Origin of the sequence: Hymenobacter latericoloratus, from assembly GCF_014199535.1 — a bacterium.
Taxonomy (GTDB): Bacteria; Bacteroidota; Bacteroidia; order Cytophagales; family Hymenobacteraceae; genus Hymenobacter; species Hymenobacter latericoloratus.
Genome location: NZ_JACHNV010000001.1, coordinates 687,274 through 703,729, shown reverse-complemented (window position 1 = coordinate 703,729; position 16,456 = coordinate 687,274). Strand labels below are relative to the sequence as shown.

Here is a 16,456-nt window from a genome sequence, read left to right as displayed (position 1 = left end):
TTGGTTATCGCAAAAAACTGCGGAAGGTGTTGAAGCCCGCTCCTAACAAAGGAAGCCGGGCTTCGATTCCCGCTACAGATTATTTAGTAGCCTTCTTCTTGCCAGCAACGGTCTTACGCTTACCCTTGCGGGTGCGTGAGTTGTTCTTGGTGCGCTGACCACGAACCGGCAAACCTTTGCGGTGACGCAGACCCCGGTAGCAACCGATGTCCATCAGACGCTTAATGTTCAGCTGCACTTCTGAGCGCAGCACACCTTCGGTCTTATACTCGGCGGCAATCACGCCGCGGATTTCGCCAGCCTCAGCTTCAGTCCAATCCTTCACCTTCTTGTTCAGGTCAACACCTGCTTTGGTGAGAATCTGCTGAGCAGAAGGACGGCCAATGCCGAAGATGTAGGTCAGCGCGATTTCACCGCGCTTGTTGTCTGGGATATCTACCCCTGCAATACGAGCCATGTGCTTTCTTAAAAAGTCTGGTGCTACTAGCCCTGACGCTGCTTATAGCGCGGGTTCTTCTTGTTAATCACGTAGAGCTTGCCCTTGCGGCGGATGATTTTGCAATCAACGCTACGCTTCTTTACTGACGCTTTGACTTTCATGTCGTCGGGTTATTTGTAACGGTACACAATTCGTCCCTTCGACAAATCGTAGGGCGACATTTCGAGTTTTACCTTATCTCCCGGCAGAATCTTGATGTAGTGCATCCGCATCTTACCCGAAATATGGGCAATCAGCTGGTGACCGTTTTCCAGCTCCACGCGGAACATGGCGTTGGATAAGGCTTCCAGGATAACACCGTCCTGCTCAATGGAAGTTTGTTTGGCCATAAGGCTACTGTAAGGCTTTTTCTATGTATTCGAAGGAGGTAAGTATTTCCGCCTTGTCTTTGCGAACAACTACTGTATGCTCAAAGTGCGCCGAGGGCTTTAGATCTTTGGTTCGGATAGTCCAGCCATCCTTTTCCTGAATCACATCCTTCTTGCCGAGGTTCACCATGGGTTCAATGGCAAGTACTAGCCCGGTTTGCAGCTTCAGACCGGCTCCACGTTTACCGTAGTTGGGTACCTCAGGCCGCTCATGCAGTTTTTTGCCAATGCCGTGACCAACTAGCTCCCGAACCACTCCATACCCTTGTTTCTCAACATGGTTCTGGATAGCGTAGCTTACGTCGCCCATCCGGTTGCCAGCCACTGCTTGTTCAATACCGAGGTACAGCGACTTCTTAGTTTCCTCTAGCAGCTTAGTCACTTCCGGTGCTACCTCCCCTACCGGGTGGGTATAAGCACTATCCGCGTGGTAGCCATTAAGCAAAACTCCGCAATCAATCGAAACCACGTCACCGCTTTTCAGCGTGTAGTCACCCGGGAAACCGTGCACTACTACCGAGTTGGGAGAGATACAGAGGCTATACTCAAATCCATTGTATCCCTTGAAGGAAGGCTGGCCACCATGGTCCCGGATGAATTCCTCGGCACGCTGATCTAATGCACGCGTCGTGATTCCTTCCTGAATCATGCGGGCCACTTCTCCGTGGGCCTGAGCCAGCACTTTCGCGCTAGCTCGCATGAATTCTATTTCTTCCTCGGTCTTGTAAAAAATCATCTTACGAGGCGAGGGCAATGTTTTGCGAACGGCCGCGAACTTTGCCAGTCTTCATCATGCCATCGTAGTGACGCATGAGCAGATAGCTTTTCACTTGGTTCATGGTGTCCAATACTACCCCTACCATAATGATAAGCGAGGTGCCGCCGTAAAACTGAGCAAACGGACGGGTTACCCCAGCCACTGTAGCTAAAGAGGGGAGAATGGCAATAACAGCCAGGGCCACAGCACCAGGCAACGTAATACGGGTGAGTACTTCATCTATATACTCCGAAGTGTCACGGCCAGGCTTTACACCCGGAATGAACCCCCCACTGCGCTTTAGGTCATCCGCAATCTGATTGGGGTTAACGCTGATAGCTGTGTAGAAGTAGGTAAAGATGATGATTAGTAATCCAAACACCACGTTGTACACCAAATGGTCTGGTTGAAACCAAGTCCCAATGAGGGTGGCCGTATCACTATTTTTGTTCCAAGCTGATGCAGCAATGGCAGGCACAAACATCAACGATTGAGCGAAGATGATCGGCATAACCCCGGCTGCATTCACCTTCATCGGAATGTACTGGCGTTGTGAACTGAGACTGGCAGCTCCCCCAATTTGCTTGGCATACTGAACGGGAATCTGACGGACAGCCTGAGTCAGGATGATAACCGCCATAACTACCAGGAACAGTACAACCAGTTCAATCAGGAAAATCAACGAGCCCCGCATAGTACGGGCTGTAGCTTCTCCGATCAAAGCGCCAGGTAGGCGAGACACAATCCCAATCATAATGATCATGGAAATGCCATTACCAATGCCTTTGTCGGTAATTTTTTCTCCCAACCACATGCAGAACAGCGTACCTGCTGTTACTATTATGGCTGTTGAGACGGTAAAAAAGACACCTGGATTAACAATGGCGTCTGCGTTAATCGTGGCAATGAAGCCGACTGACTGCAATGCTACAATTGGTATTGTAAGTACGCGTGTGTACTGGTTGATCTTCTTACGTCCCGATTCGCCCTCCTTCTGCAATTTTTGGAAGTAGGGAACTGCAATTGTAAGCAGCTGCAGTACGATTGATGCCGAGATGTAAGGCATGATGCCTAGCGCGAAAATCGAGGCATGGCTAAAAGCACCACCGAGTAAGGTATCTAATATACCCAGAACTCCGGTAGCGCCGCCTTGGGTGAGCCGAGTCGGATCGACGCCGGGGAGCACCACGTAAGAACCCAGCCGGTAGATGGCAATGAAAAAAAGCGTATTGAAGATCCGCATACGCAGATCTTCAATCGCAAAAATGTTCTTAATCGTGGTGATGAACTTGTTCATTGCCAGTCAGGCTTACAGCGTCACAGCTTTGCCACCAGCCTTCTCAATAGCTTCAACAGCCGACTTAGAGAAAGCGTGAGCATGTACTTCCAGTGCTTTGGTGATTTCACCACGCCCCAGAACTTTGATTTTGGCGTTTTTGGAAGCCAAACCAGCAGTTACGAAGAACGCAGCATCCAACGTAGTAGTGCCATTCTCGGTGAGAGCGGCCAGCACGTCGAGGTTGACGGCTTTATATTCTACACGGTTGATGTTCTTGAAACCGAATTTCGGTACCCGGCGCTGCAGCGGCATTTGGCCGCCTTCGAAGCCCGACTTTTTGGAGTAACCCGAACGGGACTTGGCACCTTTATGACCGCGCGTGGATGTGCCACCACGGCCGGAACCCGTACCACGGCCAATGCGCTTTTCGTTGCGCGTGGAGCCGGCGGCGGGTTGGAGATTGCTGAGATTCATTTTCGGGAGATTCCTAGAGTTCGGTTACTTCCAACAGGTGCTTTACGGCATCAATCATACCAGCTACCTGGGGGGTGTTTTCCACCGCCTTCGTGCTGCCGATCTTACCAAGGCCCAGGGCCTTTACAGTGCGCTTCTGCCGCTCGGGGCGGTCAATAACGCTCTTAACGAGTTTAATTTGGATCTGCGCCATCTGCTCTTAGCCGTTAAACACTTGGGAGAGAGTGATGCCGCGAGCCTGTGCAATCTGCATGGGGTCACGCATCTTCAACAAAGCGTCAAAGGTAGCCTTTACCACGTTGTGGGGGTTGGACGAGCCTTTCGACTTAGCGAGTACGTCTTTGATACCGGCGCTTTCGAATACGGCACGCATAGCACCACCGGCAATTACGCCCGTACCAGCCGCGGCCGGCTGAACCAGCACAAAACCGCCCGAATACTTACCTTCCATTACGTGAGGCACCGTGTGCTTGTACAGCGGCACTTTCACTAGATTCTTTTTCGCGTCGTCAATGCCCTTGGCAATGGCGTCGGTTACTTCATTGGCTTTACCCAGGCCGTAGCCTACGGTACCGTTGCCGTCACCTACTACCACGATAGCCGAGAAGCTGAAACGACGACCGCCTTTCACTACTTTCGCTACGCGGTTGATAGCAACCACTTTTTCTTTCAGATCGGAATCACCGGTGCGTGACTGTTCAGCGTTCCGGTCGTTGCCGCCGCGACGGTCGTTGCCACCACCCCGACGGTCATTACCGCCACGGTCATTGCCACCACCACGGTTGCCGTTGTTAAATTCTGCCATGATGAGTTAGAAATTGAGGCCGCCTTCGCGGGCTCCTTCTGCCAATGATTTTACGCGGCCGTGGTAGAGGTAACCGGAACGGTCAAATACCACTTTCGAAATTCCTTTTGCCTGAGCACGGGCGGCAATTTCTTTGCCGACTGCGGCGGCGAGGGCTACTCCGTTGCCCCCTTCCACCGAAACGTGCTTCGAGGAAGCAGACGCCAGCGTGTGACCCTTCGTGTCGTCAATAATCTGGGCATAGATGCCCGTGTTGCTACGAAAGACCGACAGACGCGGACGCTCGGACGTGCCAGCGACCTTAGTGCGGATGATGCGCTGGATCCGTTTTCTTCTAGTTGCTTTATCGAAAGCCATGGTGTGATATTATTTCGAAGCCGTTTTACCAGCCTTACGACGAATCTGCTCACCTACGAAGCGCACGCCTTTGCCTTTGTAGGGCTCAACTTTGCGCAGCGAGCGAATCTTGGCGGCTACCTGACCCAGCAGTTGCTTGTCAATGCTAGTCAGCGTAACGATAGGGTTCTTACCCTTTTCCGTTACAGCCGTTGCCGTTACCTCTTTAGGCAGAGCCAGGAAGATATTATGCGAGTAACCCAGCGACAGTTCCAGCGTAGTACCCGACATCGAAGCCTTGTAACCTACACCTACCAACTCCAGCTTCTCTTCCAGACCATTGCTAACGCCGTCCACGGCGTTATTTAGCAACGAGCGGTAGAGGCCGTGCATGGCTTTGTGGCGCTTCTGCTCAGTTGGGCGAGTCACTACCAGCTGACCATCTTCGGTTGCTACGGTAATGTCGCGGTCCACCGGAACGGTCAGGGTGCCTTTCGGGCCCTTCACGGTTACCGTGTTTTCGTTGCTCACTTCAACCTGCACGTTAGTGGGCAGGCTGATGGGCAGTTTACCAATGCGTGACATAGTCTCGTTTTCCTTTCAGATTAGTAGACGTAGCACAGCACTTCGCCGCCCACGTTCTCGGCTTTCGCCTCTTTCTCGGTCATTACGCCTTTCGACGTCGACAGAATCGCAATACCCAAGCCGCTCAATACGCGCGGCAGGTTTTCCACGTGAGCATACTGACGCAGACCCGGGGTGCTGATGCGCTCCAGTTTCGTAATGGCGGATTTCTTGGTAGCCGGATTGTACTTCAGCGCGATTTTGATCGTGCCCTGTACTGCGGCGTCATCAAACCGGTAGCTCTGAATGTAGCCCTTCTTGTAGAGCACCTTCGTAATCTCCTTCTTGATGTTGCTGGCCGGGATTTCTACTACCCGGTGATTAGCCTTGATGGCATTGCGCACCCGGGTGAGGTAGTCGGCAATTGGATCTGTGTTCATTTGATTATGAAAATGAAGCGCCCATTTTTAGGGAGCCGCAAAGATATGAAAATTTCGCCGCCACAGAAAGAGGCGACGAAATTTTCGGTTAAGACTACTCAACTCGGCTTTTAAGGGCTCGGCTGATGGTTTCTTTCGGCAACCTGCCAAATAACAATGCCTTACAGAAAACTCTGGTTTGGCAGGAACAGCGGTACTACCAGCTGGACTTGGTTACACCGGGAATTTTGCCGGCGAGAGCCATTTCGCGGAAACGCACGCGGCTAATGCCAAACTTGCGCATGTAACCACGAGGACGGCCGTCAATCTTGTCGCGGTTGTGCAGGCGCACGGGCGAAGCATTGCGGGGCAACTTGTCCAGAGCTTCGTAGTCGCCAGCCTCTTTTAGAGCCTTGCGCTTCTCAGCGTAACGGGCTACGGTAGCAATACGCTTCCGCTCCCGTGCTTTCATTGATTCCTTAGCCATTGTTCTGTTTCTTGGCGTTAGCGAACGGCATTCCGAAGGCGCGTAGCAGCTCGTAGCTCTGCTCGTCGTTTTCAGCTGTCGTTACGAAGGTAATATCCATACCGGCAATTGACTTGATTTTGTCAATCGAAATTTCCGGGAAGATAATTTGCTCCTTGATGCCCAGGGTATAGTTACCACGGCCATCGAAGCCCTTGTCGTTAATGCCTTTGAAGTCACGAACGCGGGGCAGAGCAACCGTCAGCAGACGGTCGAGAAACTCGTACATCTGGTTACCACGCAGGGTAACGCGGGCCCCGATGGGCATGCCTTCACGCAATTTAAAGTTCGATACCGACCGCTTGGCGATAGTGGCAACGGCTTTCTGACCCGTGATGGTCGTCAATTCGTCAACACCATTATCTACCAGCTTTTTATCAGCTACTGCTGAACCAATGCCGCGGTTGATGCAGATCTTAGTGATGCGCGGTACCTGCATGATGCTCTTGAACTGGAATTTCTCCTGGAGCGCCGGTACTACTTCTTTCTGATATTTATCTTTCAGTCGAGCCATAGTCGTAGAGCGGGTTAGGCGTTGGTCGATTCAACGCGCTTCACGTTGCTCACGTGAATCGGTGCCTCGATCTTGGTGATGCCGCCCTGGGGGTTCTTCGCACTAGGTTTGTTGTGCTTGGTTGCCAGGTTTAGGCCTTCCACGATAACACGCTGCGTCGAACGGTTCACCGATTTGATAACACCGGTTTTGCCTTTCTCGTCGCCGGAAATCACCAGAACGGTGTCGCCAGTTTTTACGTGCAGTTTCGCGGGCGTTGCTTTCGTTTTCGTTGCCATTGCTTAGAGAACTTCAGGAGCCAGCGAAACAATCTTCATGAACTGCTTTTCACGCAGTTCGCGGGCCACGGGGCCGAAGATGCGGGTACCGCGGGGCTCGTCGTTATTGTTGAGCAGTACAGCAGCATTGTCATCGAAGCGGATGTACGAACCGTCTTTGCGGCGTACTTCTTTCTTCGTGCGAACTACTACTGCCTTCGATACAGCGCCTTTCTTGGCGTTGCCGGAAGGAATAGCTGACTTAATTGCTACTACAATCTTGTCGCCTACACTGGCGTATTTCTTGCCCGTGCCACCGAGGACACGAATGCAGAGAACTTCTTTGGCGCCGCTATTATCAGCGACGGTCAGACGGGATTCTTGCTGTATCATCTTACTTGGCGCGTTCTACGATTTCTACCAGTCTCCAGCGTTTGTTCTTGCTCAGCGGACGGGTCGACATGATGCGAACCGTATCCCCTTCGCCGCATTCGTTGTTCTCGTCGTGGGCCATGAACTTGGTCGACTTGGTAACGAACTTACCGTAGATCGGGTGTTTGATTTTGCTTTCTACCACTACCGTGATGGATTTGTCCATCTTGGAAGAAGAAACGCGCCCGATGATTTCTTTACGCAGGTTCCGCTCGGTAGCGGTCGTTGCCTGCTGTTCTTCGTTGCTTGCCATCGTTAGTTAGCAGAGTTAGTAGCCTGCTCGTTCTCGCGACGCTTCAACTCGGTCAGCAGACGGGCGACATTTTTGCGGGCTTGCTTCAGACGAATCGGGTTTTCCAAGGGCGAGATGGCATGCGCGAAACGCAAGGTCTGGCCGTTGGTCTGCTCCGTCTTAATTTGGTTTTTGAGGTCCTCCAGGGAGAGGGCGCGGATTTCGGTGTTCTTCATCTTGTTTAAGCTTCTTGATAGTCGCGACGAACAACAAACGAGGTGCGCACCGGCAGCTTCTGAGCGGCCAGACGCAGCGACTCCTGCGCCACTTCCAGCGAAACGCCGTCCGATTCGAAGAGAATGGTGCCAGGCTTCACTACGGCTACCCAATACTCAGGCGAACCCTTACCCTTACCCATCCGAACCTCAGCGGGCTTCTTGGTGATCGGCTTATCCGGGAAAATGCGGATCCATACTTGACCTTCGCGTTTCATGGCGCGGGTCATGGCAATACGAGCAGCCTCAATCTGGCGAGCCGTAATCCATGCTTGTTCCAGCGACTTGATAGCGAACGAACCGAAGTCAATGGAGCTGCCGCGGTGGGCTAAGCCATGCACGCGACCCTTTTGCATCTTGCGATACTTGGTCCTTTTCGGTTGTAACATGAGTTATCTTGAATTGAAATTCGAGAGAAAAGAAAAAGGCTAGCGACGGGGAGCACCACCGCCTTGGCCACCACGGTTTTGGCCAGGGCCGCCACCGCGACGCTGTCCACCACCTTGACCGCCCCGGTTGTCACCGCCACGGCCTTCGCCGCCTCGGTCATTCCGGTCACGGCGCGGGCCACGGTCACCACCCCGGTCACCACGCTCGCCGCGCGGGCCACGGTCGTTGCCACGGCTTTCGCCGCCTTGGCCACCAGCAGGCTGTTGGTTCGGGGAGAGGTCGGGCTTACCGAATACCTCACCACGCATCACCCACACCTTAATGCCGATTTTGCCATACACCGTCTGAGCTTCCGACAGAGCGTAGTCGATATCAGCACGCAGGGTGTGCAGCGGGGTACGACCTTCTTTGTATTGCTCCGAGCGAGCAATTTCGGCGCCGCCCAGACGGCCGCCGCATTGGATCTTGATGCCTTCGGCACCAACACGCAGCGCAGCCTGAATCGCCATTTTCATAGCGCGACGGAACGAGATACGAGCCTGGAGCTGCTGAGCAATGCTCTCACCTACCAGTTTAGCGTCGAGTTCCGGACGCTTAATCTCGAAGATGTTGATCTGAACGTCTTTGCCGGTAATCTGCTTCAGCTCGTCCTTGATCTTGTCCACTTCAGCACCACCTTTACCGATTACAACACCCGGACGAGCCGTATTGATGGTAATGGTAACGCGCTTCAGCGTACGCTCGATTACGATGCGGCTGATGCCGCCTTTCGGGATACGAGCGTTGATGTATTTGCGGATTTTTTCGTCCTCAACCAGCTTGTCGGCAAAGTCCTTGCCGCCGTACCAGTTCGAGTCCCATCCTTTGATGACGCCCAGACGGAAGCCAACCGGATTTACTTTCTGTCCCATAGTGCTTATGCGGTGGCTTCTGCCGTGGTTTCGTTGGATTTCTTAGCCGAGCTGCGACGAGTTTTCTTGGGAGCCTCGTCAACAACCGTAGCAGCTGGTTTAGTTTCAGCAGCTTGTTTAGCAGCAGCCTTGCTGCCGAGGGGCTCTACTTTGCTGTCAATAACCAGCGTTACGTGGTTGCTACGCTTGCGAATGCGGTGGCCGCGACCCTGGGGGGCGGGGCGCAGACGCTTCAGCTGACGGCCTTCATCCACGAAAATCTCTTTGATATAGAGGTTGGCATCTTCGATGCGCTCGTCCTCATTTTTCTGCTGCCAGTTAGCCAGGGCCGACAGGAGCAGCTTTTCAACACGGGCAGCACCGGAGTTAGCCTCGAATTTCAGCAGGCCGAGGGCACGGGTTACTTTCTGACCGCGCACCAGGTTGGCCACCAGGCGCATTTTGCGCGGCGAGGTGGGCACGTTACGGAGTTTAGCTACTGCTTCCATCTTAGCGCTTGCCTTTATCTTTCTTGGCGATGTGGCCACGGAAGTTACGGGTAGGGGCAAACTCGCCGAGTTTGTGTCCTACCATGTTCTCCGTTACATACACCGGGATGAACTTATTGCCGTTGTGCACAGCGAAGGTGTGGCCAACGAAGTCAGGCGAAATCATCGAGCGGCGCGACCAAGTCTTCACCACCGACTTTTTGCCGGACTCGTCCATTGCCGATACTTTCTTCTCGAGCCGGAAGTCAATGTACGGCCCTTTTTTTAGTGAACGTGCCATTGCTTATTTCTTGCCTTTCCGGCTTACGATCAGGTTCTCGGAATACTTATTCTTGTTACGGGTCTTCTGGCCTTTCGAGAAGATACCGTTACGGCTGCGCGGGTGACCACCCGACGACTTACCTTCACCACCACCCATGGGGTGATCGACAGGGTTCATAGCCACACCACGTACGCGCGGACGACGACCCAACCACCGGTTACGACCAGCCTTGCCGAGACGTACGTTCATGTGGTCGCCATTTGAAACGGTGCCTACCGTAGCCATGCAGGTAACCAGTACCATGCGCATTTCGCCGGAAGGCAGTTTCAAGGTGGCGTACTTGTCTTCGCGGGCTACCAGCTGGGCGTAAGTACCAGCCGAGCGAGCCATAGCAGCACCACCACCGGGCATCAGCTCGATGTTGTGTACGATGGTACCCAGTGGAATTTCGCGTAGGGGCAGGGCATTGCCTACTTCCGGAGCTACACCCGAACCCGATACAACAGTAGCACCTACGGCTAGGCCGGCGGGAGCAATGATGTAGCGCTTCTCACCATCAGCGTACTGCAGCAGAGCAATACGAGCGGTGCGGTTAGGGTCGTACTCAATCGTCTTCACCGTAGCGGGCACCGTGGCCTTGTCACGCTTGAAGTCGATGATACGGTATTTGGCTTTGTGACCACCGCCGATGTAGCGGTTGGACATTTTGCCCGAATTGTTACGGCCACCGGAGTTTTTGAGGGGTGCCAACAGCGACTTCTCCGGCGTCGACGCGGTAATCTCGTCGAAGGCCGGGGCGATGCGGAAGCGCTGACCCGGTGATGTTGGTCTTAGTTTTTTGAGTGCCATTACTCTTGCTTAAGAAAAAAAATCTTGGCGGGAAGCAGGCTTACAGGCCGCTGTAGAAGTCGATAACGTCGCCTTCCTTCACGGTCACGATGGCTTTTTTGCCATGAGGGCGACGGCCGGAAACGGCACCGCCTTTCGTGAACTTCGATTTCACTTTGCCGATGGTGCGGATGGTGCTAACGCCCGTTACCGTCACTCCGTACAGTTGCTCAATCTCTTTTTTGATCTGAACCTTGTTGGCGTCAATAGCCACTTCGAAAGCGTACTGGCTTTTGTCGTTCAGACCCGTAGCCTTTTCAGTTACGATGGGTTTCTTCAGGATGCTCATTACTCAGCAGTGGTATAGAGTTGTTCCAGTGCGCTCAACCCATCTTCCGACAGCAGCAGGGTGTCTGTGTTCAGCAAGTCGTGGGTGTTCAGGGCTACGGGGGTAGCTACGCTCACTCGCTGAATGTTGCGGGCCGACAACACCACGTTCTTGTCAACCGAGCCAGTCACCAGCAGGGTCTTGCGGCCATTGTTCAGCTTCAGATCAGCTAGGATGGCGGCAAACTCCTTGGTTTTAGGAGCCGACAGTGTGATGTTTTCCACTACGGCTACTTTGCCGTCTTTAGCCAGGCTAGAAAGAGCCGACAGACGGGCCAGACGCTTGGTTTTCTTGTTCAGCTTGAAGCCGTAGTCGCGGGGTTGAGGACCGAAAATACGGCCGCCACCTACGAATACACCTGACTTCATGGAGCCAGCACGGGCGCCACCAGTACCTTTTTGCTTTTTCAGCTTTTTGGTGGTGCCGTGTACTTCGTTACGCTGCTTCGACTTGTGCGTGCCTTGGCGCTGGTTGGCCAAGTACTGCTTCACGTCGAGGTACATCACGTGCTCATTCGGCTCCAGGCCGAAGATGGCGTCGGACAGGGTAACCTTACGGCCGGTGTCCTCGCCTTTGATGTTAATTACTGACAGTTCCATCTTGCTAGCTTATTTTTCCAGGACCACGAAAGAGTTCTTGGCACCGGGAACCGAGCCGCTCACCACGATGAGGTTTTTGTCGGCTACAATGCGCATCACCTTCAGGTTCTGCACTTTCACCCGGTCGTTGCCCATACGGCCACCCATGCGCATGCCCTTGAACACGCGGGAGGGCCAGGAGCAGGCACCGATAGAACCGGGGTGACGGCCGCGGTTGTGCTGACCGTGCGTTTGGCCACCTACCCCGGCAAAGTTGTAGCGCTTTACAACGCCTTGGAAACCTTTGCCTTTCGAGGTGCCTACCACGTCAACGAACTCACCTTCTTCAAACAAGGTAGCGTCGATGGTGGAACCAGCCGTGAAGGAGCTGGCCTCGTCAGTGCGGAACTCAACGAGTTTTTTCTTGGGAGTGGTTCCGGCTTTCGCGAAGTGACCAGCCAGTGCTTTGGTGGTGTTCTTCGCCTTCTTCTCGCCGTAGCCGAGCTGGATGGCGGTGTAGCCGTCCGTTTCGATGGTCTTAACCTGCGTCACTACGCACGGACCCGCTTCAATGAGCGTAACAGGGATGTTCTTCCCGTCCGGAGTGAAGAGGCTTGTCATACCGATTTTCTTACCGATGATGCCAGGCATTCGATTGGGGTTTTAGAAAAAGACACACTTGAAAACGCCCAAGTGGCGTTTTCGGAAATGGAGTGCAAAGCTAGGAAATTGTTACCTGATATTCTAATTGCGTTTCGAAATATTTCGAACGCTACCCCGGCGGTTTCATTTGCAGTGAGCTACCCTGACTTTCAACTTCTTACTCTTGTAACGTCTGGCAGAATTCGCTTACTCACCCTAGAATCTTCTCTACCCGGCAGACGCTTCAACAGTTGGTTCTGTTACGGGAAAATCCAATCCAGTACACAAGAAATGTACGGATTAACGGAACCCTACGCTGGGCGCCATTCCTTCTCCGGGCTGGCGGGGCTTTTACATCCTTCTAGCGCCAGCAACAGAAAAAATAAGGCAAAAGCCAATCCTATTTGGGTTTCCAGGGTGTATTCAACCAGAAACGATAGTGTAGTAATGATGTATTGAGCTAACAACAAAGGAGCATGACGTGGCCATATGCTCAATCCCGGATAATAAAACCCGATAATGAACAGTAACAAACCAACCCCACCAAACGCTACTGTAGAGTACAGATATTGATTGTGAGGCTGGATGTATGCTTCTGGTTGAATGGTAGGGTAATCTTGCCGGTAGTGAATGGCCATTTCCGATTCGATATCGGCTTTGCCTACGCCAAACCACGGATTATCCTTAATAACTTTTAAGGCTACTTTATAGGAGTACACTCTACCTACCAAGGAGTAGTTATTGGCGGAGGCGGTGTGCTCCACACGGCCAACGTCCTCCCGGGTATTTACTGATTTATTGCGAAATGTTGGAAAGCATACATAACTCAATACAGGCAGTAATAAGAGGCCGGCGGCCAGTTGTAGAGCTCGGTAATACTGCTGCCGACGCATAACGAGCCATAAGCACGTTACCCCTCCCAAAAAATAAAATGTCAGGAGGCCACTACGTACAGCCAGCATATGCTGGTATAGCGCCAGGAACAGCACGGCTCCTACCACCAGTTTCTTGCCAATGCCTGTAATGCTTTGGTGCATCAACAGTGCTCCACCAGCAGCAATAGCCAAAGTAATGATTAGGCTGAACCGAATGTGGTCTGGCTCGGTGGGCATTACTTTCGAATGAAGGTATAGCTCATTTATCTGCTCGAAGTGCAGAACGTAATTAACAGTGCTCAGTAGGGCCGCAGTAGTAGCAGCGCCTATCAGGCAAAACCAAAGCTTCCGAAGATGGGCGCCCGGCAAAGCTGGTAATAGCCAAAATGCAAGAGGTAAAATCAGGAATGGTAACTGCAGCACTATATCCCGCTTATACTCCCCCCAGTTAACCGCCGATATTAGAAATCCTGATACCAGATGGATAATGTACACCAAGGAAAAAGCACTATAGATTGATCCGTGCATCCGGGAGTAAACCTTTCTGTGCAAGCCATAACTCACAATACCGGTTGCCAATAGTCCGGCCATGCCGATGCTGGGTAGAATCCGGAAGAAAGAACTCGTGAACAACCCCAGGATAACACAAATACAGAAAAAGGTAGCAGCTATCTGTAGCCGCTGAAGTGTCAGGATGGAGCCCAGAGAAGAAATCATGCAACAAAATGAAGGAGCGGCAGACCGCACCTGTCTAAACATACAGACAAGACTCTACCTACAGTGGAGCTCTTACCTTAGGTACAAGTTGCAACCAATAAAAGAAAACGCCCCATCGGTTCCGAAAAACCAATGGGGCGTTTTTGTGGCTTAGCTAAAAATCAGGTCCTCAGACTTTGATTTCAACGTCAACGCCGCTGGGCAGCTCCAGCTTCATCAGGGCATCTACCGTCTTCGACGAGGTCGAGTAGATGTCAACGAGGCGCTTATAGGTGCAGAGCTGGAATTGCTCCCGCGACTTCTTGTTCACGTGGGGCGAACGGAGTACGGTGAACTTCTCCTTATCGGTGGGCAGCGGAATGGGGCCGCTTACGATAGCGCCCGTAGCCTTTACCGCCTTCACAATCTTCTCCGACGATTTGTCCACCAAGTTGTGGTCGTAGGATTTCAGTTTGATGCGAATTTTCTGATTCATGTCTGTAATGAGGAAGCGGTATTAGCGGATGGCGTTACCCTTTTGCTTAGCGATGATGCCTTCAGCCAAGTTCGTGGGAACCTGGTCGTAGTGCGAGAAGGTCAGCGAGGCCGAAGCACGACCCGAAGTGATGGTACGCAGCGAGGTTACGTAGCCGAACAGCTCCGACAGTGGAACGTCAGCTTTTACCACGTTAGCACCGCCTTTGGTGTCCATGCCCTTCATGATGCCCCGACGACGGTTCAAGTCACCAGTTACCGAACCCGTGTACTCATCCGGCGTTACTACTTCAACGGCCATGATGGGCTCGAGCAGTTTCGGACCAGCTTGCTTGGCAGCTTCACGGAAGCCACCACGAGCAGCGAGTTCGAACGACAGAGCATCCGAGTCCACATCGTGGTAGGAACCGAAGAACAGACGCACCTTCATGTTGTCGAGCGGGAAGCCGGCCAGCGGACCGTTCTTCATGGCTTCTTCGAAACCTTTCTGCACCGGAGCGATGAATTCGCGGGGGATTACACCACCCGTGATGTCGTTCACGAACTCCAGGCCGGGCTTCTCGGGGTCGGTTTCTTTCGGGCCCAGTTCGAACACGATATCACCGAATTTACCACGACCACCGGTCTGCTTCTTGTAGGTTTCGCGGTGCTCAACTTTCTTAGTGAGAACCTCTTTGTACGCTACCTGCGGAGCACCCTGGTTGATTTCCACCTTGAATTCACGACGCATCCGGTCGATGATAATTTCGAGGTGAAGCTCACCCATACCGCGCAATACCGTCTGACCAGTTTCCTGGTCGGTCTGTACTACGAGGGTGGGGTCTTCTTCCACGAGTTTGGCAATAGCCATACCCATCTTATCCACGTCAGCCTGCGTTTTCGGCTCAATAGCGTAACCGATAACGGGCTCGGGGAACGACATCGACTCCAGCACTACGCGCGACTTCTCGTCGGTCAGCGTGTCACCGGTTTTGATGTCTTTGAAACCCACACCGGCAGCAATGTCACCAGCCTGGATTTTGTCGATGGGATTCTGCTTGTTGGAGTGCATCTGCATCAGGCGCGAGATACGCTCCTTCTTGCCGGTGCGGTTGTTGAATACATACGAGCCAGCATCCAGCTGCCCGCTGTAGCAACGGAAGAAGCACAGACGACCTACGAAGGGGTCGGTAGCAATTTTGAATGCCAAAGCCGTGAAGGGCTCGTCGTTGTCGGGGTGACGCTCAACTTCCTCGCCGGTGTCAGGGTTGGTACCCATAATAGCAGGCATGTCGAGCGGCGAGGGCAGGTAGGCCATTACCGCGTCCAGCATAGCCTGAACACCTTTGTTTTTGAAGGCTGACCCGCACATTACCGGCGAGAACTTCATGTCGATAACCGCTTTGCGGATTACCGTCATCATCTCTTCGCGGGTGATGCTGTCCGGATCCTCGAAGAATTTCTCCATCAAGGTGTCATCGTACTCAGCTACGCTTTCCACGAGCTTCTCACGCCACTCGGCTACGGTGTCCACGAGGTCTTCGGGAACTTCCACTTCCTTGTAGGTTTTGCCCTGGGTAGCGTCGTCCCATACGATGGCTTTGCCAGTCAGCAGGTCAACTACGCCTTTGAAGGTATCTTCAGCGCCAATCGGGATTTGCAGCGGCACGGGGTTAGCGCCCAGCTTTTCTTTGATTTCCGATACGGCCTTGAAGAAGTCAGCACCAGCGCGGTCCATCTTGTTAACGAAGCAGATGCGCGGCACTTTGTATTTGTCAGCCTGACGCCATACGGTTTCCGACTGCGGCTCCACACCCGAAACAGCGCAGAACAGAGCCACGGCACCGTCCAGAACACGCAGCGAACGTTCTACCTCTACGGTGAAGTCCACGTGACCGGGGGTATCGATCAGGTTGATTTTGTATTGTTTGGTCTCCGGAGTCGGGTCGCCCTGTACGGTCGGGTAGTTCCAGAAGGTAGTAGTAGCGGCCGACGTGATGGTGATACCACGCTCCTGCTCCTGCTCCATCCAGTCCATCGTGGCAGCACCTTCGTGCACCTCCCCGATTTTGTGGGTTTTACCGGTGTAGTAGAGAATGCGCTCCGACGTGGTGGTCTTACCGGCGTCGATGTGCGCCATAATCCCGATGTTCCGGAGGTATTGCAGATCTTTATTAACAGCCATTG

The 16,456-nt window shown here is 53.1% G+C and carries 28 protein-coding genes; all 28 read right to left on the bottom strand.

Annotation, left to right across the window (positions count from 1 at the left end):
- Positions 1–79 precede the first annotated feature (79 nt).
- Complete coding sequence (gene rpsM, locus GGU46_RS03160; protein ID WP_045688471.1) at positions 80–457, bottom strand: 30S ribosomal protein S13; 378 nt, start codon at positions 455–457, stop codon at positions 80–82.
- Between the two features lie 26 nt (positions 458–483).
- Positions 484–600 carry a 50S ribosomal protein L36 gene (gene rpmJ, locus GGU46_RS03155; protein WP_045688470.1) on the bottom strand — a complete coding sequence of 39 codons (117 nt, stop codon included), beginning with the start codon at positions 598–600 and terminating at the stop codon, positions 484–486.
- 9 nt (positions 601–609) lie between these two features.
- A complete protein-coding gene (infA, locus tag GGU46_RS03150) occupies positions 610–828 on the bottom strand; it encodes a translation initiation factor IF-1 (RefSeq protein WP_022822146.1) in 219 nt (72 codons plus the stop codon).
- Positions 829–832: 4 nt separating this feature from the next.
- Positions 833–1,603, bottom strand: a complete 771-nt coding sequence (gene map, locus GGU46_RS03145) for a type I methionyl aminopeptidase (protein WP_183402095.1) — start codon at positions 1,601–1,603, stop codon at positions 833–835.
- A gap of 1 nt (position 1,604) precedes the next feature.
- Positions 1,605–2,921 (bottom strand): preprotein translocase subunit SecY, encoded by a 1,317-nt coding sequence (secY, locus tag GGU46_RS03140; RefSeq protein ID WP_183402094.1) that lies wholly within the window; start codon positions 2,919–2,921, stop codon positions 1,605–1,607.
- Positions 2,922–2,933: 12 nt separating this feature from the next.
- Positions 2,934–3,377 (bottom strand): 50S ribosomal protein L15, encoded by a 444-nt coding sequence (gene rplO, locus GGU46_RS03135; RefSeq protein WP_183402093.1) that lies wholly within the window; start codon positions 3,375–3,377, stop codon positions 2,934–2,936.
- Between the two features lie 13 nt (positions 3,378–3,390).
- Complete coding sequence (rpmD, locus tag GGU46_RS03130; RefSeq protein WP_110976724.1) at positions 3,391–3,570, bottom strand: 50S ribosomal protein L30; 180 nt, start codon at positions 3,568–3,570, stop codon at positions 3,391–3,393.
- Positions 3,571–3,576: 6 nt separating this feature from the next.
- On the bottom strand, positions 3,577–4,182 hold the full coding sequence (gene rpsE / locus GGU46_RS03125) for a 30S ribosomal protein S5 (RefSeq protein WP_220614391.1): 606 nt from the start codon (positions 4,180–4,182) through the stop codon (positions 3,577–3,579).
- 6 nt (positions 4,183–4,188) lie between these two features.
- Complete coding sequence (gene rplR / locus GGU46_RS03120) at positions 4,189–4,539, bottom strand: 50S ribosomal protein L18 (protein WP_183402092.1); 351 nt, start codon at positions 4,537–4,539, stop codon at positions 4,189–4,191.
- Positions 4,540–4,548: 9 nt separating this feature from the next.
- Positions 4,549–5,103, bottom strand: coding sequence for a 50S ribosomal protein L6 (gene rplF, locus GGU46_RS03115; protein WP_183402091.1), 555 nt, complete (start codon positions 5,101–5,103; stop codon positions 4,549–4,551).
- A 20-nt stretch (positions 5,104–5,123) separates the two neighbouring features.
- On the bottom strand, positions 5,124–5,522 hold the full coding sequence (gene rpsH, locus GGU46_RS03110) for a 30S ribosomal protein S8 (RefSeq protein WP_110976721.1): 399 nt from the start codon (positions 5,520–5,522) through the stop codon (positions 5,124–5,126).
- A 196-nt stretch (positions 5,523–5,718) separates the two neighbouring features.
- Entirely contained in the window at positions 5,719–5,988 is a 270-nt protein-coding gene (gene rpsN, locus GGU46_RS03105; protein ID WP_110976720.1) for a 30S ribosomal protein S14, read from the bottom strand.
- Positions 5,981–6,541, bottom strand: a complete 561-nt coding sequence (rplE, locus tag GGU46_RS03100) for a 50S ribosomal protein L5 (RefSeq protein WP_139925675.1) — start codon at positions 6,539–6,541, stop codon at positions 5,981–5,983. Before rplE ends, rpsN begins: the two co-directional genes overlap by 8 nt.
- Positions 6,542–6,555: 14 nt before the next feature.
- Positions 6,556–6,819 (bottom strand): 50S ribosomal protein L24, encoded by a 264-nt coding sequence (gene rplX, locus GGU46_RS03095; RefSeq protein ID WP_139925674.1) that lies wholly within the window; start codon positions 6,817–6,819, stop codon positions 6,556–6,558.
- A 3-nt stretch (positions 6,820–6,822) separates the two neighbouring features.
- Positions 6,823–7,191: a 50S ribosomal protein L14 gene (rplN, locus tag GGU46_RS03090; protein WP_110976717.1), complete on the bottom strand. Its 369-nt coding sequence runs from the start codon at positions 7,189–7,191 to the stop codon at positions 6,823–6,825.
- Position 7,192: 1 nt separating this feature from the next.
- Positions 7,193–7,483 (bottom strand): 30S ribosomal protein S17, encoded by a 291-nt coding sequence (rpsQ, locus tag GGU46_RS03085; RefSeq protein ID WP_183402090.1) that lies wholly within the window; start codon positions 7,481–7,483, stop codon positions 7,193–7,195.
- 2 nt (positions 7,484–7,485) lie between these two features.
- Positions 7,486–7,698 (bottom strand): 50S ribosomal protein L29, encoded by a 213-nt coding sequence (gene rpmC, locus GGU46_RS03080; protein WP_110976715.1) that lies wholly within the window; start codon positions 7,696–7,698, stop codon positions 7,486–7,488.
- A gap of 5 nt (positions 7,699–7,703) precedes the next feature.
- Positions 7,704–8,126 (bottom strand): 50S ribosomal protein L16, encoded by a 423-nt coding sequence (gene rplP / locus GGU46_RS03075; protein ID WP_045688456.1) that lies wholly within the window; start codon positions 8,124–8,126, stop codon positions 7,704–7,706.
- 39 nt (positions 8,127–8,165) lie between these two features.
- On the bottom strand, positions 8,166–9,038 hold the full coding sequence (gene rpsC, locus GGU46_RS03070) for a 30S ribosomal protein S3 (protein WP_183402089.1): 873 nt from the start codon (positions 9,036–9,038) through the stop codon (positions 8,166–8,168).
- Positions 9,039–9,043: 5 nt separating this feature from the next.
- Entirely contained in the window at positions 9,044–9,526 is a 483-nt protein-coding gene (gene rplV, locus GGU46_RS03065) for a 50S ribosomal protein L22 (RefSeq protein WP_183402088.1), read from the bottom strand.
- Between the two features lies 1 nt (position 9,527).
- On the bottom strand, positions 9,528–9,806 hold the full coding sequence (gene rpsS / locus GGU46_RS03060) for a 30S ribosomal protein S19 (protein ID WP_110976712.1): 279 nt from the start codon (positions 9,804–9,806) through the stop codon (positions 9,528–9,530).
- A 3-nt stretch (positions 9,807–9,809) separates the two neighbouring features.
- Positions 9,810–10,637 (bottom strand): 50S ribosomal protein L2, encoded by an 828-nt coding sequence (rplB, locus tag GGU46_RS03055; RefSeq protein ID WP_139925671.1) that lies wholly within the window; start codon positions 10,635–10,637, stop codon positions 9,810–9,812.
- A 40-nt stretch (positions 10,638–10,677) separates the two neighbouring features.
- Complete coding sequence (gene rplW, locus GGU46_RS03050; protein WP_183402087.1) at positions 10,678–10,965, bottom strand: 50S ribosomal protein L23; 288 nt, start codon at positions 10,963–10,965, stop codon at positions 10,678–10,680.
- Positions 10,965–11,603 carry a 50S ribosomal protein L4 gene (rplD, locus tag GGU46_RS03045; RefSeq protein ID WP_139925669.1) on the bottom strand — a complete coding sequence of 213 codons (639 nt, stop codon included), beginning with the start codon at positions 11,601–11,603 and terminating at the stop codon, positions 10,965–10,967. Before rplD ends, rplW begins: the two co-directional genes overlap by 1 nt.
- Before the next feature lie 9 nt (positions 11,604–11,612).
- Positions 11,613–12,233, bottom strand: a complete 621-nt coding sequence (gene rplC, locus GGU46_RS03040) for a 50S ribosomal protein L3 (protein ID WP_139925668.1) — start codon at positions 12,231–12,233, stop codon at positions 11,613–11,615.
- Between the two features lie 302 nt (positions 12,234–12,535).
- Positions 12,536–13,816, bottom strand: coding sequence for an O-antigen ligase family protein (locus GGU46_RS03035; protein WP_183402086.1), 1,281 nt, complete (start codon positions 13,814–13,816; stop codon positions 12,536–12,538).
- Between the two features lie 169 nt (positions 13,817–13,985).
- A complete protein-coding gene (rpsJ, locus tag GGU46_RS03030) occupies positions 13,986–14,291 on the bottom strand; it encodes a 30S ribosomal protein S10 (RefSeq protein WP_022822123.1) in 306 nt (101 codons plus the stop codon).
- 21 nt (positions 14,292–14,312) lie between these two features.
- Entirely contained in the window at positions 14,313–16,454 is a 2,142-nt protein-coding gene (gene fusA / locus GGU46_RS03025) for an elongation factor G (RefSeq protein ID WP_183402085.1), read from the bottom strand.
- Positions 16,455–16,456 lie beyond the last annotated feature (2 nt).

What these genes read in the sequence shown, in the direction of transcription:
- rpsM (WP_045688471.1), bottom strand. Translation starts at nt 457, where the DNA reads ATGGCTCGTATTGCAGGGGTAGATATCCCAGACAACAAGCGCGGTGAA.
- rpmJ (WP_045688470.1), bottom strand. Translation starts at nt 600, where the DNA reads ATGAAAGTCAAAGCGTCAGTAAAGAAGCGTAGCGTTGATTGCAAAATC.
- infA (WP_022822146.1), bottom strand. Translation starts at nt 828, where the DNA reads ATGGCCAAACAAACTTCCATTGAGCAGGACGGTGTTATCCTGGAAGCC.
- map (WP_183402095.1), bottom strand. Translation starts at nt 1,603, where the DNA reads ATGATTTTTTACAAGACCGAGGAAGAAATAGAATTCATGCGAGCTAGC.
- secY (WP_183402094.1), bottom strand. Translation starts at nt 2,921, where the DNA reads ATGAACAAGTTCATCACCACGATTAAGAACATTTTTGCGATTGAAGAT.
- rplO (WP_183402093.1), bottom strand. Translation starts at nt 3,377, where the DNA reads ATGAATCTCAGCAATCTCCAACCCGCCGCCGGCTCCACGCGCAACGAA.
- rpmD (WP_110976724.1), bottom strand. Translation starts at nt 3,570, where the DNA reads ATGGCGCAGATCCAAATTAAACTCGTTAAGAGCGTTATTGACCGCCCC.
- rpsE (WP_220614391.1), bottom strand. Translation starts at nt 4,182, where the DNA reads ATGGCAGAATTTAACAACGGCAACCGTGGTGGTGGCAATGACCGTGGC.
- rplR (WP_183402092.1), bottom strand. Translation starts at nt 4,539, where the DNA reads ATGGCTTTCGATAAAGCAACTAGAAGAAAACGGATCCAGCGCATCATC.
- rplF (WP_183402091.1), bottom strand. Translation starts at nt 5,103, where the DNA reads ATGTCACGCATTGGTAAACTGCCCATCAGCCTGCCCACTAACGTGCAG.
- rpsH (WP_110976721.1), bottom strand. Translation starts at nt 5,522, where the DNA reads ATGAACACAGATCCAATTGCCGACTACCTCACCCGGGTGCGCAATGCC.
- rpsN (WP_110976720.1), bottom strand. Translation starts at nt 5,988, where the DNA reads ATGGCTAAGGAATCAATGAAAGCACGGGAGCGGAAGCGTATTGCTACC.
- rplE (WP_139925675.1), bottom strand. Translation starts at nt 6,541, where the DNA reads ATGGCTCGACTGAAAGATAAATATCAGAAAGAAGTAGTACCGGCGCTC.
- rplX (WP_139925674.1), bottom strand. Translation starts at nt 6,819, where the DNA reads ATGGCAACGAAAACGAAAGCAACGCCCGCGAAACTGCACGTAAAAACT.
- rplN (WP_110976717.1), bottom strand. Translation starts at nt 7,191, where the DNA reads ATGATACAGCAAGAATCCCGTCTGACCGTCGCTGATAATAGCGGCGCC.
- rpsQ (WP_183402090.1), bottom strand. Translation starts at nt 7,483, where the DNA reads ATGGCAAGCAACGAAGAACAGCAGGCAACGACCGCTACCGAGCGGAAC.
- rpmC (WP_110976715.1), bottom strand. Translation starts at nt 7,698, where the DNA reads ATGAAGAACACCGAAATCCGCGCCCTCTCCCTGGAGGACCTCAAAAAC.
- rplP (WP_045688456.1), bottom strand. Translation starts at nt 8,126, where the DNA reads ATGTTACAACCGAAAAGGACCAAGTATCGCAAGATGCAAAAGGGTCGC.
- rpsC (WP_183402089.1), bottom strand. Translation starts at nt 9,038, where the DNA reads ATGGGACAGAAAGTAAATCCGGTTGGCTTCCGTCTGGGCGTCATCAAA.
- rplV (WP_183402088.1), bottom strand. Translation starts at nt 9,526, where the DNA reads ATGGAAGCAGTAGCTAAACTCCGTAACGTGCCCACCTCGCCGCGCAAA.
- rpsS (WP_110976712.1), bottom strand. Translation starts at nt 9,806, where the DNA reads ATGGCACGTTCACTAAAAAAAGGGCCGTACATTGACTTCCGGCTCGAG.
- rplB (WP_139925671.1), bottom strand. Translation starts at nt 10,637, where the DNA reads ATGGCACTCAAAAAACTAAGACCAACATCACCGGGTCAGCGCTTCCGC.
- rplW (WP_183402087.1), bottom strand. Translation starts at nt 10,965, where the DNA reads ATGAGCATCCTGAAGAAACCCATCGTAACTGAAAAGGCTACGGGTCTG.
- rplD (WP_139925669.1), bottom strand. Translation starts at nt 11,603, where the DNA reads ATGGAACTGTCAGTAATTAACATCAAAGGCGAGGACACCGGCCGTAAG.
- rplC (WP_139925668.1), bottom strand. Translation starts at nt 12,233, where the DNA reads ATGCCTGGCATCATCGGTAAGAAAATCGGTATGACAAGCCTCTTCACT.
- GGU46_RS03035 (WP_183402086.1), bottom strand. Translation starts at nt 13,816, where the DNA reads ATGATTTCTTCTCTGGGCTCCATCCTGACACTTCAGCGGCTACAGATA.
- rpsJ (WP_022822123.1), bottom strand. Translation starts at nt 14,291, where the DNA reads ATGAATCAGAAAATTCGCATCAAACTGAAATCCTACGACCACAACTTG.
- fusA (WP_183402085.1), bottom strand. Translation starts at nt 16,454, where the DNA reads ATGGCTGTTAATAAAGATCTGCAATACCTCCGGAACATCGGGATTATG.